This window comes from Ideonella azotifigens, assembly GCF_021043325.1.
GTDB lineage: Bacteria > Pseudomonadota > Gammaproteobacteria > Burkholderiales > Burkholderiaceae_C > Ideonella > Ideonella azotifigens.
Window position 1 is genome coordinate 276,953 of the sequence record NZ_JAJNKD010000003.1, and the last position, 14,997, is coordinate 291,949.

Below are 14,997 nucleotides of genomic sequence, written 5' to 3' on the forward strand. Positions count from 1 at the left end.
AGCATTCTGACCCGGCCGGCGAAGCCCCCGCAGGAAGCGCCCGCACAATTGCGGCTTCGCCAGCTTTCGCCGCGTGTTCCGCCCCGCATGTTCAGCCTGATCCGACGCACGATTCAACGCGCCCGCAAGGAGCGCCTGGTGCAGGTGGCTGGCAGCCTGACCTTCACCAGCCTGCTGTCCGCCGTGCCGCTGCTGGCCGTGAGCTTTGCGCTGTTCACCCGCGTGCCGATGTTCGGCCGGCTCGAAGGCGTGATCGACGACTACGTGCTCAAGGGCCTGCTGCCGGCGGACATCTCGCGCACGGTGTTGAAGTACCTGAATCAGTTCGCCGCGAATGCCGGCAGCCTGACCTGGCTGGGCTCGCTGTTCCTGCTGGTGACGGCCGTGGCGATGCTGCTCACGGTGGAAAACGCGCTCAACCAGATGTGGCAGGTCAGGCGCAACCGGCCGTTCTTCAAACGTGTGGGGCTGTACCTGCTGATGCTGGCCGTGGGCCCGCCGGTGCTGGGCTTGAGCCTGTGGGCCAGCTCCTACCTGCTGGGCGCCTCCATGGGCCTGATCGGTGCGCTGCCGCCGTCGCTGCATTTCGTGCTCGACCTGGGGCCGGCGCTGTTGTTCCTGGCCGCGCTGACGGCGCTGTTCCGCTTCGTGCCCAACACCCAGGTGCCGCTGGGCCATGCCTTTTTCGGCGCACTGCTGGCCAGCACCGCGCTGGAACTGGGCAAACGCGGCTTCGCGGCCTACCTGGTCAAGCTGCCCACCTACAAGGCCGTCTACGGCGCGTTCGCGGCCTTCCCGCTGTTCCTGCTCTGGCTGTACTTCTCCTGGCTGGTGGTGCTGCTGGCGGCCATGATCGCGGCCAGCCTGTCGGGCAACGGCGCGCGGCGCGGTGGCGGCAAGGCCGGCAGAAGCGCCGTGCCGGCCAAACCGCGCCGCGGCTGAACTCACTGCGCCGTGTAGCCGCCGTCCACCGCCAGCGACTGGCCGGTCAGGTAGCGCGCCTTGTCGCTGGCCAGGAAGACGATGGTCTGCGCGATCTCTTCGGGCTGCGCCGCGCGGCGGGCCGGGATGGTCGCCAGGAAGCCGGCTTTGTTTGCCTCGTTGTGGCCGACGAAGCGGTCCAGCATCTGCGTGGCCACCGGGCCGGGGGCGACCGCGTTGACCCGCAGGCCGGCCGCGGCGCCTTCCAGCGCGGCGCTCTTGGTCAGGCCTTCCACCGCGTGCTTGCTGGCCACGTAGACCGAAGCGCCCGGCACGCCGACCTGGCCGGCCATGGACGAGACATTGACGATGGCGCCCGCGCCCTGCTTGAGCATCACGCGCATCTGGTGCTTCAGTGCCAGCAGCGTGCCCAGCACGTTGGTGCTGAAGGTGGCTTCGTAGTTTTCGGCGGTCTGCTCGGTGACGGCGCCCAGCGTGCCTTCGGTGCCGGCGTTGTTCACGGCCACGTCCAGCCGGCCGAAGCGTTCGACCACCTGGTCGACCAGGCCGCGCACGTCCGCTTCCGCGCGCACGTCGGCCCGCAGGTATTCGGCCTGCACGCCCAGCGCACGCAGCTCGGTGGCCAGCGCCTGGCCGGCTTCGTCGCGGCGGCCGGAGACGACCACGCTGGCGCCTTCGTGGGCAAAGGCCAGGGCCGTGGCGCGGCCGATGCCGGTCAGCGCGCCGGTGATCAGCACGACGGGGGTGTGGGTTGCGGTGTTCATCTGCGGTTCCTTCAAGGGGTGAATCGATGGGTTGGACTGTGATTCACGCCCGCCAAACGCACTAGCCAGTCGGTCCGCCTAACATCCAGTCCCATCTGGAATGAATGAGGGCAGACACATGGACCGGCTGGCGGCGATGCAGACCTTTGTGCGCGTGGTCGAAAGCGGCAGCTTCTCGGCCGTGGCGCGCGAGACGCGGTCCACGCAGAGTGCGGTGAGCAAGCAGGTGGCGGCGCTGGAGCGCACGCTGGGCGCCAGGCTGCTCAGCCGCACCACGCGCGCGCTGGCGCTGACGGAGGCCGGCCAGCGCTACTTCGAGCAGGCGCGCCGGCTGGTGGGCGAGATCGCCGAGGCAGAAGCCGCGGCACGCGAAGGCGAGCAGCAGCTCAGCGGCTGGCTGCGCGTGGCCTCGTCGGTCGCCTATGGCCGGCTGAAGCTGCTGCCGCTGGTCAACAGCTTCCTGGCTGCGCACCCGGCCGTGAAGATCGAGCTGCGGCTCAACGACGGTTTCGTGGACCTGGTGGAGCAGGGCATCGACGTGGCGGTGCGCATCGGCGAGCTGGCCGACAGCTCGCTGGTGGCGCGCCGCGTGGGCAGCACCCATCGCGTGCTGCTGGCCAGCCGCGAGTACCTGCGCGCGCTAGCGCCCGGCCTGCAGGCGCCGCGCCTGCCGGAAGACGTGTTGCAGCACAACTGCATCGTCTACTCCGAACTGAACAGCGCCATCAACTGGACCTTCACCGCCGGCCCCGGTGCGCCTGTGGCCGTGGGCACCCAGGTCTCGCTGCGCGCACAGGGCAACCTGCAGACGGACAGCAGCGAGGTCATCCGCGCGGCGGTGCTGTCCGGCATGGGCATCGGCCAGGCGCCCACCTGGCTGTTCGAAGCCGAACTGGCTTCCGGCGAGGTGCAGCGGCTGCTGCCCGATTGGCCCGCACCGCCGCTGCCCATCCACCTGGTGAGCCCGCCGCAGCGCCGCCAGTCGGCCAAGGTGCAGGCTTTTGCGGCGCACGTGGCCGCGGCGAGTTAGAGCGCCTTTTCCAGCGGCGGCGCCCGGTACACCAGCACCTTCAGCGAACGCTGGTCAGACACGTCGGCAAACGCTGGCGGGTTGGCCACGCGTTCCACGAAGCTCAGCTCTGGCGCCAGTTCGCGCACCTGGTCCTGCAGGAAGGCCGGGCCCAGCTCTGGCGCATTGAGGCACAGCAAGACGTGGCCGTCGGGCGCCAGCAGGTCCGGCAGGCGCTTGATCAACCGGGCATAGTCCTTGGTCGCGACGAAGCTGCCCTTCTGGTAACTGGGCGGGTCCACGATGATCAGCCCGTAGGGCCCGCTGCGCGTCACCTTGCCCCAGGAGCTGAACAGGTCATGCGGCAGGAAACGGGCGTTGGCCGACACGTCATTGAAGCGGTGGTTCTGCTGGCCAATGCCCAGCGCGCCCTGGCTCATGTCCAGGTTCACGACCTGCCGCGCGCCGGCCTGCAGCGCCACCACCGAAAACGCGCAGGTGTAGGCAAACAGGTTCAGCACCCGCACGCGATGGTCCTCGGTGGTGTGCTTGGCCACGTGCCTGCGCACCCAGCGCCGCCCCTCGGCCATGTCCAGGAAAAGGCCGTGGTTCTGCCCCTTGCCCACGTGCACGCGAAAGCGCGCCCCGTCCTCGCTGACCCAGTGCGGGTCCGGCACGGCGCCGGCCATCAGCTGCGTGCTGCTCTTGCCCTCGTGCCGGCACTGGAAGACCCAGTTCAGCGGCTGGCCCGGCGCGAGCTGCTCCCAGCGCTGTGCCAGCGCCGCGCCAGCAGCGGCCAGTTCCTCGTCCGCCACCGGCTGGAAGCTGGTCAGCACCCACACGGGCGGGAAGAAGTCCAGCGACCAGTGTTCGCAGCCCGGGTGCAGGCCACCGCGGCCGTGGAAGATGCGCTGGGCGTCTGTGGGCAAGGCCGTCGAGGCGATGGCGTCTAACAAGGGCTGCATGGGGCGCGCAAGATCGAAAATGAGGATCGGGAGGCGAGGGCGGCGATTCTGTCGCAGTTCAGCCGCGGGCCTTGGCGCGCCAGAACTCAGTGTCGAACAACTGCTCGGTGCCGCTGCGCTCATTCACCAGCCAGAACTGCCGCCCATCCGGGCTCAGGCGCGAAACCTCGCCGGTGTGGCGCCCGGCGCTCACGCGCTGGCCCAGCGCATTGGCCGGGAAGCCGGGCCGGCGCGCCAGCTCCAGCAGCGGCACGGCCTCGCGCGTGTCGGTGCCCAGCTTCAGCCGCTGCACCAGCGCGGCCAGCATCGGGTTCGTGATGTCGGCCGCCGACAGGTAGACCAGCACCTTGGCCTGCGCCCGGCTCAGCGCCACGTTCAAGAGGCGCTGCGCCTCTTCCGTCTGAAGGAAAGGCTGCGTGCCATCGGCAGGGTCGAACAGCACGGCCGGCGCTTCGCTGCCCTGCGCCCGGTGCACCGTGCTGACCTTCACCGTCTCCGGCACGCCATGGGCCCACAGCCGCTGGCGGATCAGCGCCCGCTGCGCGCGGAACGGCGTCAGCACGATCAGTTCCTGCGGCAGCCAATGCCCGCTTTCCAGCGCCGCGGCCACGGTCGCGGCAATCAGCTCGGCAGACTCTCTGCGAGCCGGCCCGCGCTCCATGGCCGACCAGGCGCCATCGGTCTTCAGCCGATGCACATGCACATGCGTGCCCGCGTCCGCGTCGCCCAGCGCGCGCTGCCGCGCGGCCAGCCAATCGGGCGAGGCCAAGGCGTCTTCGGCCACACGCAGCGCGCCGTCGTAGAACAGGTCGCTGACCAGCTCGCTGATCGGCCCGGCCATGCGTGACTGTTCGTCCAACAAAGCCACGGAAGCGCCACGCGGTGGCATCTCGCCAAACGCCGAACGGCCCAGCCAGCGGCGCGCCAGTCGGTCCGGGCTGCGCAGCACCGGCGAGAGCTGCTGCGGGTCACCCGCGAACAGCCGTGCGCGGCCCAGCGGCATCAGCGCCAGCGCATGCGCCAGGCTCACCTGGCTGGCCTCGTCGAAGACCAGCAGGTCGAACGGTGGCTCGCCCTCCTCGGGCGCCAGCTCGCGCAGCGTCTTCAGCGTGAAGGCTGCGCGCGTGGTGGTCATGCTCACCAGCCGGCAGCTGCGCAACACCTTCAGCGACTGCGCGCGCAGCTCTTCGCGCAGCGCGGCCAGCCGGTCGGCCCAGGCCTTCAGCTTCGCCGCTTCCCTCGACGACGGCCGCGCCGCCTCGACCCGCGCCAGGCGGCCAATCAGGTCGTGGTCATCGGTGGGCAGCAGGTGTTCGCGGCCGGCATAGGCCGCCGCGTCGAAGCGCGTGCCCAGGCGGCGCACGGTGGCGCGCAAGGTCTCCCTGCGACCTTTCTGCAGCGCCTTGTCCACGGCGAGGGTCGCCAGGTCCACCGCCTGGTTGGTGGTGGACAGCAGCAGCACCCGCGCCTCTGGCCGGCGTTCCAGGTACTCGGCCAGCATCACGCCCAGCGTGGTCGTCTTGCCGGTGCCCGGCGGTCCCCAGAGGAAGCCACTGCTGGCCTGCAGCAGCGACAGCGCCTGCCGCTGCGCCGGCCGCAGCCATCGAAACGGCTCGCCGGTCAGCACCGGCCCGTCGGCCAGCACTTCCGGCCGCGCCAGGTCCGGCAGACAGGCCAGCGCCCGCTCGGCCCAGGGCGTGTCCCACCAAGCATCCGCCACTGCGGTCAGGAAGCGCGGCGGGTACAGCCGTATCAACAGGTCAGTCCCCGGCGGCGGCGAACTCGCGTTCTGCAGCACCAGCTGATCGTCTTCCACCACCACCGCCAGCACACTGGCCCCGCCTTTCTCCGGCGCGCCCCACCAGGCCGAAGCCCCGTCCAGGCTGTCGTCCAGCAAGGCCTGCGCCGAAGCCTGCCCCGGCCGCTGGCCCTCCGCGAACACGTAGCCCGGCGCCAGCGTCACCCGCCACAGCGCGCCTTCGCGCTCGCTGCGCAGCACCTTGAAGTCGTAATACTCAGGCGTGGCCGCCAGCTCGGCGTTCAGGGCCGTGCGGAGGTCGGCGAGGGGCATGGGGAAGGCGCGCCGCGAGGGGCGGTACAACGAGGAGGGCGGACTATAGCGGGGGCCGCTGGAGGCGAGACCTCGCGTCCAGAGCTGGTGGAACGAAAGCCTTTGGCCAGCTGTCGCCGTTGGCACAACGGGCTGTCCAGCGGCAGGCAAGGCCCGCGCGCATCGCAAGGCTGCGACTGGGTTGATTTGGGCGGTCCCGTCCGCCATGTCGATGAACACTTTGAGAGAGCGGCTTCGCATGGAATTGAGCACCACCGACGGCTACCTGCAGCTCTTGCAGGAGATTTCGGACACCTACCTCAAGGTCGGCTGCGGGCGGTACAGGCGGTCAATGCCCAACTGATCGACACATACTGGCATGTTGGCTGCCACATCGTCGAATTCGAGCAGGCCGGTCAAGCCCGGGCCGAGTACGGCACGGCGTTGATCCAGCGCCTTGCGATCGAGCTGGGCCTGCGTCACGGCAAGGGCTTCAGTCGCAGCAACCTGGTGTACATGCGCCTCTTCTATCTGCGCTATCCAGCGAGCGCGCCAATAAGTCAGAAGCCTTCTCACCAATTGAGCTGGTCGCATTACGTCGAACTGCTGAAGATCGAAGATGCGCTGGAGCGAGGCTTCTACGAACAGCAGGCGCAGGCCGAACGCTGGTCGGTGCCCGAGCTGAAGCGGCAGAAGGCTGCCGCCCTGTTCCTGCGCCTGGCCGCCAGCCAGGACAAGGCAGGAATATTGCAGTGGGCCCAGCAAGGCCAGGTCGTCGAGCGACCCGCCGATCTGTTGCGCGAACCCTATGTGTTCGAGTTCTTGAAGATTCCCGAGCCCCATCAGGTGTCAGAGACCCAGCTTGAAACCTTGCTGTGCGACCACCCGCAGCCCTTTCTGCTGGAACTGGGCAAGGGCTTCACCTTTGTGGGTCGACAGTACCGGGTGACGATCAACGGCACACACCACCGGGTTGATCTGGTTTTCTACCATCGGATCCTGCGCTGTTTCGTGCTGATCGACCTGAAGCTGGGCGAAGTGCAGCATCACGACATCGGGCAGATGAACCTCTATCTGGGCTACTTCGCGAGCGAGGAGAACGTCGAAGGCGACAACCCGCCCATCGGCATCATCCTCAGCCGGCAAAAGGACGAGTTGCTGGTCGAGTACGCGACCTACGGCATGAGCAGCCAACTCTTTGTCCAGAAGTACCAGTTGTACTTGCCAGACCGGGAAGCCCTGCGACGCGAGTTGGAAGACACCTTGCGAGCAGCGGGACAGCGAAGCCCCAACGGGCTTGAGTGAATCGCGACTCGCTGCCGTCCAAGGCCGCTCGGCGGTGCGTTCTGGCCCATTGAGCGGATCGGGTGACCGACACAGCTTGTGTTGGCTGCCGGATTTGGCGTTTGGATTGGCCGTCCCAGCGGTGACGGTCCAAGCAGCATGTCCGTCCGCCACTCATCCCGCGAGACAGCGCTCCGCGCCGCCTTTCCAGCAGTTCGTCGCAAGCCGTTCGCAGTGCTTGGGCTGGCTCCATAAAGTACATCCATCGACACCCCAACAGCCACTGACTGGAGCCACCAAATGACCACCGCCAACATCCGCTTCGCCTCTGTTTCCAGCACCGCTCGCCTGAGCTTCGCCGGTCTGGCTGCGGTGGTCACGTTCGCGGTCCTGGGCAGCGTCACGCAGATCGCGAGCGCCCAGGTCAAGGAGGCACAACTTGCCCAGGCGCGCAGCGATGCCGCGCTGGTTGCGATGGCTCGCATGGCTGATGCAGCGCCGCTGCAGATCGTGGTCGTGACGGGCAAGCGTGCCTGATCAACCAACACCCGATTCGCGCTCCCACTCAAAGCCCCGCATTGCGGGGCTTTGTTGTTTGCGCGACCCGCGCCCACTTTGGGATGCGCATGGAGGTGGCCGACCCGGCGTCCAGACCGCCGGGATGTGAAAGCGTCGGTCAGGCCTTGGCGCGCAGCCTGAAAGTGCCCACCACGCCGGAAAGCCGCACCACCTGGTCTTTCATCGACTGTGCGGCGGCGGCCGATTCCTCCACGAGCGCAGCGTTCTGCTGCGTCATCTGGTCGAGCTGGTTCACCGCCAGGTTGATCTGGCCGATGCCCGCTGACTGTTCGCCCGCGGCGCTGGTGATCTCGCCGACGATGTCGGCGACCCGCTGCACCGAGGTGACGATTTCCGTCATCGTGCGGCCGGCATCGGCCACCAGGCGCGAGCCGCCTTCGACGCTGTCCACAGAGGCGCCGATCAAGGACTTGATCTCGCGCGCCGCGGTGGCGCTGCGCTGCGCCAGGCTGCGCACTTCGCTGGCAACCACGGCGAAACCCCGGCCCTGTTCACCGGCACGCGCGGCCTCGACGGCGGCGTTCAGCGCCAGGATGTTGGTCTGGAACGCAATGCCATCGATGACGCCAATGATGTCAGCGATCTTCTTTGAGCTGGTGTTGATCTGGCCCATGGTCGAGACCACCTGCGCCACCACATTGCCACCACGCTGGGCCACCTCGGCCGCCGAAGTGGCCAACTGGTTGGCTTGGTGGGCTGCGTCGGCCGCCTGTTTGACGTTGCTGGTGAGCTGCTCCATCGACGAGGCGGTTTCCTGCAAGCTGGAGGCCGTTTGTTCGGTGCGCAGGCTCAGATCGTGGTTGCCGGTGGCGATTTCGCTGCTGGCGGTGTTGATGCTTTCGGTGCTGGCGTGGACGTGACTCACCAATTCCTGCAGTCGGTGCTGAGTGCGCTGCAGTTCGCCCAACAGGCTGCCGGCCGGGGGCACCACCGCAAGCTCGAAGCTGAGGTCGCCGTCGGCCATGCGGCGCAAGGCCTCACGGGCCCCAGCGGGGTCGCCGCCGAGTTCACGCACCACCGTGCGGCGCATCGCCCAGCAAAGGCCAACCGCTACCGCAGCCGCCACCACCGCCAGCGCAAGCGTCAGCACCGTCATCTGGTTGGCGCGCTGCTTCGTTTTGGCATGTGTCTCGATGGCGGTCTTGCGACCGGCGTCAATCTGCTCGAGCAGCTTGGCGCGCAGGCTGCGCCAGGCCGGTGTCTCGCCGGCAGTCAAGGCCTTGGCCGCCGAGGCTGGATCGGTGGTCACCAATCCCAGCACCTCCTTCTGTTTGGCGGCCAGCCCCTCGCGCAAGGGCGCCAGGCTGTCCAGGCTGGCTTGGGCCGGCGTGCCGCGCACGGCCTGCCCGGTCTCGGCTCGGGCCTTTTCGTAGCCGGCTTCGGCGTTCGTGAAGTTGTCGTAGGCCTTCTTGTTGGCGGGGTCGAGCACGATGTTGCGCAGCGCTTGACCCATCTGCAGGCCCTGTGCATACATCTCCGACAAACCACTGGCGGCGGCCTGCTCGGTGCTGATGTATCGGTCGAACTCGTCTTGCGTGCGCACCAGGCTCCAGAGACCGGCGGAGAGTGCGGCGATGAACAGGGCTGCCGGCACCGCGGCGCAGACGAACAATCGAGAGCTGAAGTTCATGCAATGCTTCCAGAAGGGCGGCGCCCATGGCGCCGCTGTGGTGGTTGCCGGGCCTCGGATGGCGCTGCAATGCAGGGATATCGGCTGCCCGGTGAGGTATTTGAGTGCGGCCAGCTCGCGGACCATGGCTGGCGTGCCCCTCGCCACCGCTCATCCCGTCCTGGCAGCGCTCCGCGCCGCCTTACCTGCAGTTCGTCGCAAGCCGCTCGCAGCGCTTGGCGTGTCTTCATAAAGTACATCCATCGACACCCCAACAGCCACTGACTGGAGCCCCCAAATGACCACCGCCGCCACCCGCTTCTCTGCCGTTTCCAGCACCGCTCGCCTGAGCTTCGCCGGCCTGGCCGCGGTGGTCACGTTCGCTGTCCTGGGCAGCGTCACGCAGATCGCAGGCGCGCAAGTCAAGGAAGCCCAGCTTGCCCAGGCCCGCAGCGATGCTGCCCTGGTCGCGATGGCCCGCCAGGCTGACGCAGCGCCGCTGCAGATCGTGGTCGTGACGGGCAAGCGTGCCTGATCAGCCAACACCCGATTCGCGCTCCCACTCAGAGCCCCGCATTGCGGGGCTTTGTTGTTTTGGATGGCCACGGCTTGCCGAGCGCCTGCGCGGCACCCCGGCCACGCCTTCATTTCAAGTCGCGGCGGTGCTGATCGAAGAATTGCCAGATCACCTCGTTGGCGTCGATGTCGCGGGTGGTCTTTCCAAGTGGCAGGCCGACGTTGAACGGATCGGCGCCGGGCCAGGTGTGACCGCCTTCCCTGATCGTGACGAGTGCAACGTGTGCCTCTCCATCGCCGCCTTGTTCGGTCCAGGTCACGTCGGCGCCGTCGCTGGTGTCGGCGTCGATGAGGCGACGGCGCGTGGCGGCTGACGCGACGCCGTTGTGCTTCAGCCAATGGGCATGGGAGGCTTCGGCCGACAAATAGCCGGTTGGCTTGCCGCCGTAGGCGACCACCTGGTCTGCAGTGCCGTGAACCAGCAGCACGCCAACCTTGCCGGGCTTCGTGTGATGCTGGACCACGGGTTCCGGCATGGGCCCACCAACAGAGGCCACGGCCGCGAACAGCTCGGGAAGTTCGGCTGCGATGCGCAGCGCGAAGAAGCCGCCCCGCGACAGCCCGGTGGCGAACACACGTTGCGGATCCACGCGGTAGTCCTTGCTGAGCTGGCCCAGGACGGCTGCGGTGAAGCCGATGTCGTCGGTTCCCCCGAGGTAGGGCATGCCAAAGCCGACGTTCCAGTCCTGCTGAATGCCGGCCGGATACACGGCGATGAACTGGTGACGGTCCGCGGCGCGATTCATCTGCGTGTAGAGCATGTGCTCGGCCATGGTCATGCCGCCGCCGTGGAAGTTGAAGACGACCGGAAAGACCTTGCCGGGCTGGCTGCCGTAGGAGGCCGGCGTGTAGACGAGATAGCGGCGCTTCTCTTCCTTGTGAAGCAGGGATTTCACCTGCGCAAATGCCGTGTGAGATGCGAAGGCAAGGACGACGAAGCTGATCCAGATTTTCATGATGCGCAGGCGGTGAACGGCTGCGCAGGATAGAAGGCTGGTGGTGAAAAACGGGTGAAATCCGGCGGGTTTCAGTGGGCGCGCAAAGGCACGATGTGCACCCGGTAGTCGTTGACGCCGGCATGAATTTCAAGCTCCCAGCGCATGGCCTTGGCAATGCGCAACAGCAGGTTCTGGCCATGCGAGAAGCCTTGCACCACGCCCGCCCGGTCAGGGTCGACTGTGTTGACCACGCACAAGGCCCCGTCTGCAAACGAGATCTGAAAAGGCGAGCCTGGTTGGCCGTGGAACAGGGCGTTGCCAAGGCAGTTGTGGAGCAGCAGCGTGGCCAGATGGCGGTTGCCGATCACGTCGATTCGCTCCGGCAGGTCGAGTGCAAATCGTTCGGCGCCATGGTCGGCGTTTTCCAGCAGCCGCAACAGGCATTCCTCGATGCCGCCACGCAGGTCGAAGGTCTCGGTCGCAATGTGTGTCGCGCGCGCCAGCGCAAACAGAACATCGAGGGTGGCGCGCATGTCGTCCAGGCTCGCCTGCAGTTGCGCCACGTCCTGCCTGGCCAGCGTGCGCGACGTGGCCTGACCGAGGAGGTTGTTCATGACGGTCAGCGGCGTGCGCAGTTCATGGCTGACATCGCGCGTGAATGCATGCTCCCGGCGCAGCGCCGAATGCAATGCCGCAAGCGTCGCGGCAAGCTTTTCTGCCAGGTATCCGATTTCGTCCGGCCGCTGCCTGGCGCTGAAGTTGACCGAGGCTTCCGGCGACGAATCTCTCACTTCGTCTGCCAGCACCTGGAGCGGAAGTACCAGCCGCCGGGACAGCCGGTAGGCCAGCACCAGCGCCAAGGCAATCAAGCTCATTGCAGCGGCCACCAGGCCCCCGCCGACTTCACGGAACAGCTTGGACACCACCAGGAGCGGGCCCACGTCCGCCAGCAGGTAGACATGTTGCGGCTCGCCGGTCGCACCGAGGTCCAGGCTGCGGAGGTGATAGTGCTGGCCGGTATCGGTGAATATCTCCGCGCGTGGGTGACCGCTCAAGACCTTGTCGCGCACGACAGGCGGCAGTGATTCGACGCTTCGGTGCACCTGGATCCAATCGTTGCCGGGCGGCCCGACGTCGCCATGCAGGCGGAAATGCGCGGCCATGGCCTCGGCCTCGCGCGCGAGCAGCCGGTCGATCAGCATGTCTTCGGTCACATAGGAAATGACCAGGGCCAGCCCGGTGTAGAAGACGCAGATCAGGACCGTGAAGCCTGCGAGCGCGGCAAACAGGCCGTGCCGGATGGACCTAAACATCGTCCGCGGCGGCAAGTGCGAGCCGATAGCCCAAATGGGGAATGGTGGCGATCATGTTCGGCGCGCCGGCCTGTTCGAGCTGCTTGCGCAGCGCGTAGATGTGCGATTTGAGGGCGTCCGAATCAGGCGGATCAGCACCCCAGAGTTCGTGCATCAAGGCGGACCGGGAAACGGCGTGGGGATGGGCGGTGCAGAGCATGAACAGGACCTTGAAGCAGGCCTGGGTGAGTGCAACCGGCGTGCCGTTGTGCGAGGCGCGCTTCTCCCTTGCATGCAGGCTCAACGGACCGACACGCATCTCCTGGCCGATGTGCAACTGTCCACGCCTTGCCAGCGCTTCGCAGCGCAGCGCAAGCTCGCGCAGGTCGAATGGTTTCGTGAGGTAGTCATCTGCGCCACCGTGGAAACCGCGAGCCTTGTCTTCGAAAGCATCGCGAGCTGTGAGCATCAGCACCGGCACATTGCGTGGCGCCTGCGCCTTGATCGTGCGGCAGACCTCCAACCCATCGATGTCCGGCAGGTTCAGATCGAGCAGCACGACATCGTAGATCTCATGCATGGCGAGATGGATGGCCATTGCGCCGGTGGCGGCATGGTCGGCCTGCCACTTCAGTCCATCCAGGAAGTCCACGATCTGGTGAGCGATCGTTGGATGATCTTCCACCACCAAAACAGTCAGCGATCTTTTGTTCATGATTTCTTTGTGCGCTCCGCCATCATCGCCCGGAATGCCCCCTCGATCGATGCCGCCGCTCATCCCGGCTGACAGCGCTCCGCGCCGCCTTCCCTGCAGTTCGTCGCAAGCCGCTCGCGGCCGTTGGGCTGTCTTCATAAAGTACATCCATCGACACCCGAACAGCCACTGACTGGAGCCCCAAATGACTACCGCCAACACCCGCTTCGCCTCTGTTTCCAGCACCGCTCGCCTGAGCTTCGCCGGCCTGGCTGCGGTGGTCACGTTCGCGGTCCTGGGCAGCGTTACGCAGATCGCGGGCGCTCAGGTCAAGGACGCCCAACTCGCCCAGGTCCGAAGCGATGCCGCCTTGGTTGCCATGGCCCGCCAGGCTGATGCAGCGCCGCTGCAGATCGTGGTCGTGACGGGCAAGCGTGCCTGAGCCAGCATCCAGCACCCGATTCGCGCTCCGACCAAAGCCCCGCATTGCGGGGCTTTGTGGTTTTGGGGCGCCACGGCCTGCGTCGACGCTGTCTCTTGGTACAACCCACGGCGGCGGGGCGCTGTTCCCCGCCGAGCAAGTCGCCAAGGCGGACGCCGCCGCGCTTGCTGCCCATGACGAAACGCTCCTTCGATGAAACACCAACAACAACGCATGTCGTGCGGCGCGCTCCTTCTGTTGGCGCTGTGCCTGCAGGTTCACGCGGCCGAGCCCACGGTCTCCGAACCGCCCGCATCGGCGGCCGACGAGGCGCGCATGTCGCGGGTGGCGCAAGGCTTGTCCACGCGGGTCGTCGTCAAGGATTCGCCGAACCGCAAGATGGCCATCGCCGAGCGCATGGCGTTCCATCAAGTGCCCGCCGTCAGCATTGCCGTGATCGACCACGGACAGGTGGCCTGGGCCCGTGCCTATGGCGTGCTCGATGCCGCGAGCCAGCGGCCCGCGACGACCACCACGTTGTTCCAGGCCGCGTCCGTCAGCAAGGCCGTCAGCGCCATCGGCGCGCTGCGCCTGGTCGAACAGGGCAAGCTTTCGCTGGATGGGGCGGCGAATCGGCAGCTGTCTGCCTGGCAGATTCCGGGCAATGGGTTCACTCAAGGCCGCGAGGTCAGCCTGCGCATGCTGCTGAACCACAGCGCCGGCCTCTCGGTGCACGGCTTTGATGGCTATGAGGTCGGCCAGAAGATCCCGACGCTGCTGCAGGTGCTTGATGGCCTGCCGCCTGCGAAATCTGCCCCGGTCCGTGTCGAGGCGGTGCCCGGCACCGCGTGGCGCTATTCCGGTGGCGGCTTCAGCGTTGTCCAGCTGATGATGAGCGAGGCCAGCCAGCAGCCGTTCGAGCAGTACATGCAGGCGTCAGTGTTGAACCCTTTGGGCATGACCCACAGCACGTTTGCGCAGTCGCTGCCGCCCGGCTGGCGTGAGCTTGCGGCGAGCGGCCACGGCGCCGACGGCACGGCCGTCAAAGGCGGCTGGCACGTGTACCCGGAAGCCGCCGCAGCCGGTTTGTGGACCACGCCCACCGACCTGGCGCGTGTCATCACCGAAGTCCAGCGCGCCGAGGCAGGCCAGTCCAACGAGCTGCTGTCGCGCGGCATGGCCTCCACGATGCTGACCCGCGGCCTGGGCGAATACGGCCTGGGCTTCTTCGTTGAAAACCTGGGCCAGACCACCAGCTTCAGCCACAGCGGCGGCACCGAAGGCTTCCGCGCGCAGGTCTATGGCTACACGCGCTCCGGCCAAGGCGCCGTGGTGATGACCAACGGCGCAAACGGCGCCGCCCTGATCGACGAAATCCTCTGCAGCATCGCCGCCGAATACGGCTGGCCCGAATTCCAGGTGACCGAGAAACCGGTCGCCAAGCCGGATGCCGCCGCGAACAAGGCGGTGGCTGGCACCTACCAACTGCTGGACAAGCCCGCCCAGGTGATCGCCGCAGGCGAGCACCTCTACTTCCAGAGCGACCTGTTCGGCCCCAAGCGCATGGAACTCTTCCCCGAATCCAAGACCGCCTACTTCATGACGGCGCAGGACATGTCGGTTCGCTTCGAGTTGAAAGACGACGGCACGGCGGCTGGGTTCTCGCTGATCCGCGGGGCGAATGCGTACCCGGGGACGAAGCAGAGGTAGGCCGAAACGGCCCCGTCCTCGGATCATCAGCGCTGCAATCTCGCAACCGGGGCGACTTGACCGGGCGCCGGCCCAACCTTTCCTCGGCGCCCTGCTATCCAAATGAAGCCAGTCCAGGCTGTCGTCCAGCGGGGCTTGTGCCGTACCTGCCAAGCTACTGCCCG

At 67.1% G+C, this 14,997-nt stretch carries 14 protein-coding genes; 7 read left to right on the forward strand and 7 right to left on the reverse strand.

Going from position 1 to position 14,997, the window contains the following annotated elements; translation table 11 throughout:
- Window positions 1-87 precede the first annotated feature (87 nt).
- The gene (locus LRH25_RS09390; RefSeq protein WP_231011038.1) at window positions 88-942 is read left to right on the forward strand and encodes a YihY family inner membrane protein; all 855 of its coding nucleotides are present in this window, start codon (window positions 88-90) and stop codon (window positions 940-942) included.
- A 2-nt stretch (window positions 943-944) separates the two neighbouring features.
- Here LRH25_RS09390 and LRH25_RS09395 read toward each other — a convergent pair whose 3' ends face one another.
- Window positions 945-1,706: an SDR family NAD(P)-dependent oxidoreductase gene (locus LRH25_RS09395; protein ID WP_231011039.1), complete on the reverse strand. Its 762-nt coding sequence runs from the start codon at window positions 1,704-1,706 to the stop codon at window positions 945-947.
- A 118-nt stretch (window positions 1,707-1,824) separates the two neighbouring features.
- Between LRH25_RS09395 and LRH25_RS09400 the strand changes: the two genes are divergently transcribed.
- Complete coding sequence (locus LRH25_RS09400) at window positions 1,825-2,736, forward strand: LysR family transcriptional regulator (RefSeq protein ID WP_231011040.1); 912 nt, start codon at window positions 1,825-1,827, stop codon at window positions 2,734-2,736.
- Here LRH25_RS09400 and LRH25_RS09405 read toward each other — a convergent pair.
- Together LRH25_RS09405 and LRH25_RS09410 are read right to left on the reverse strand one after the other, a co-directional pair.
- Window positions 2,733-3,680 (reverse strand): class I SAM-dependent methyltransferase, encoded by a 948-nt coding sequence (locus tag LRH25_RS09405; RefSeq protein WP_141291359.1) that lies wholly within the window; start codon window positions 3,678-3,680, stop codon window positions 2,733-2,735. The two genes, LRH25_RS09400 and LRH25_RS09405, sit on opposite strands and share 4 nt — an antisense overlap.
- A 58-nt stretch (window positions 3,681-3,738) precedes the next feature.
- On the reverse strand, window positions 3,739-5,751 hold the full coding sequence (locus LRH25_RS09410) for a DEAD/DEAH box helicase (protein WP_231011041.1): 2,013 nt from the start codon (window positions 5,749-5,751) through the stop codon (window positions 3,739-3,741).
- 87 nt (window positions 5,752-5,838) lie between these two features.
- Between LRH25_RS09410 and LRH25_RS09415 the strand changes: the two genes are divergently transcribed.
- Both LRH25_RS09415 and LRH25_RS09420 read left to right on the forward strand, forming a co-directional pair.
- Window positions 5,839-7,035 carry a PDDEXK nuclease domain-containing protein gene (locus tag LRH25_RS09415; protein WP_211361288.1) on the forward strand — a complete coding sequence of 399 codons (1,197 nt, stop codon included), beginning with the start codon at window positions 5,839-5,841 and terminating at the stop codon, window positions 7,033-7,035.
- 279 nt (window positions 7,036-7,314) lie between these two features.
- Entirely contained in the window at window positions 7,315-7,551 is a 237-nt protein-coding gene (locus tag LRH25_RS09420; RefSeq protein ID WP_141285168.1) for a hypothetical protein, read from the forward strand.
- A 139-nt stretch (window positions 7,552-7,690) separates the two neighbouring features.
- On the opposite strand, the gene LRH25_RS33040 is transcribed toward LRH25_RS09420, so the two are convergent.
- Window positions 7,691-9,223: a methyl-accepting chemotaxis protein gene (locus LRH25_RS33040; protein WP_141285170.1), complete on the reverse strand. Its 1,533-nt coding sequence runs from the start codon at window positions 9,221-9,223 to the stop codon at window positions 7,691-7,693.
- Window positions 9,224-9,500: 277 nt separating this feature from the next.
- On the opposite strand from LRH25_RS33040, the gene LRH25_RS09430 reads away from it, so the two are divergent.
- Complete coding sequence (locus LRH25_RS09430) at window positions 9,501-9,737, forward strand: hypothetical protein (protein ID WP_141285172.1); 237 nt, start codon at window positions 9,501-9,503, stop codon at window positions 9,735-9,737.
- Window positions 9,738-9,846: 109 nt separating this feature from the next.
- Here LRH25_RS09430 and LRH25_RS09435 read toward each other — a convergent pair whose 3' ends face one another.
- The 3 genes from LRH25_RS09435 to LRH25_RS09445 all read right to left on the reverse strand — a co-directional run bounded on the left by LRH25_RS09435 (window position 9,847) and on the right by LRH25_RS09445 (window position 12,861).
- Window positions 9,847-10,734 (reverse strand): extracellular catalytic domain type 1 short-chain-length polyhydroxyalkanoate depolymerase, encoded by an 888-nt coding sequence (locus LRH25_RS09435; protein WP_141285173.1) that lies wholly within the window; start codon window positions 10,732-10,734, stop codon window positions 9,847-9,849.
- A 71-nt stretch (window positions 10,735-10,805) separates the two neighbouring features.
- The gene (locus LRH25_RS09440) at window positions 10,806-12,029 is read right to left on the reverse strand and encodes a sensor histidine kinase (protein WP_141285175.1); all 1,224 of its coding nucleotides are present in this window, start codon (window positions 12,027-12,029) and stop codon (window positions 10,806-10,808) included.
- A complete protein-coding gene (locus tag LRH25_RS09445; protein ID WP_231011042.1) occupies window positions 12,022-12,861 on the reverse strand; it encodes a response regulator transcription factor in 840 nt (279 codons plus the stop codon). Before LRH25_RS09445 ends, LRH25_RS09440 begins: the two co-directional genes overlap by 8 nt.
- 46 nt (window positions 12,862-12,907) lie before the next feature.
- On the opposite strand from LRH25_RS09445, the gene LRH25_RS09450 reads away from it, so the two are divergent.
- The gene (locus LRH25_RS09450) at window positions 12,908-13,144 is read left to right on the forward strand and encodes a hypothetical protein (protein ID WP_141285176.1); all 237 of its coding nucleotides are present in this window, start codon (window positions 12,908-12,910) and stop codon (window positions 13,142-13,144) included.
- Between the two features lie 192 nt (window positions 13,145-13,336).
- A complete protein-coding gene (locus LRH25_RS09455) occupies window positions 13,337-14,833 on the forward strand; it encodes a serine hydrolase domain-containing protein (protein ID WP_211361289.1) in 1,497 nt (498 codons plus the stop codon).
- Window positions 14,834-14,997: the final 164 nt, after the last annotated feature.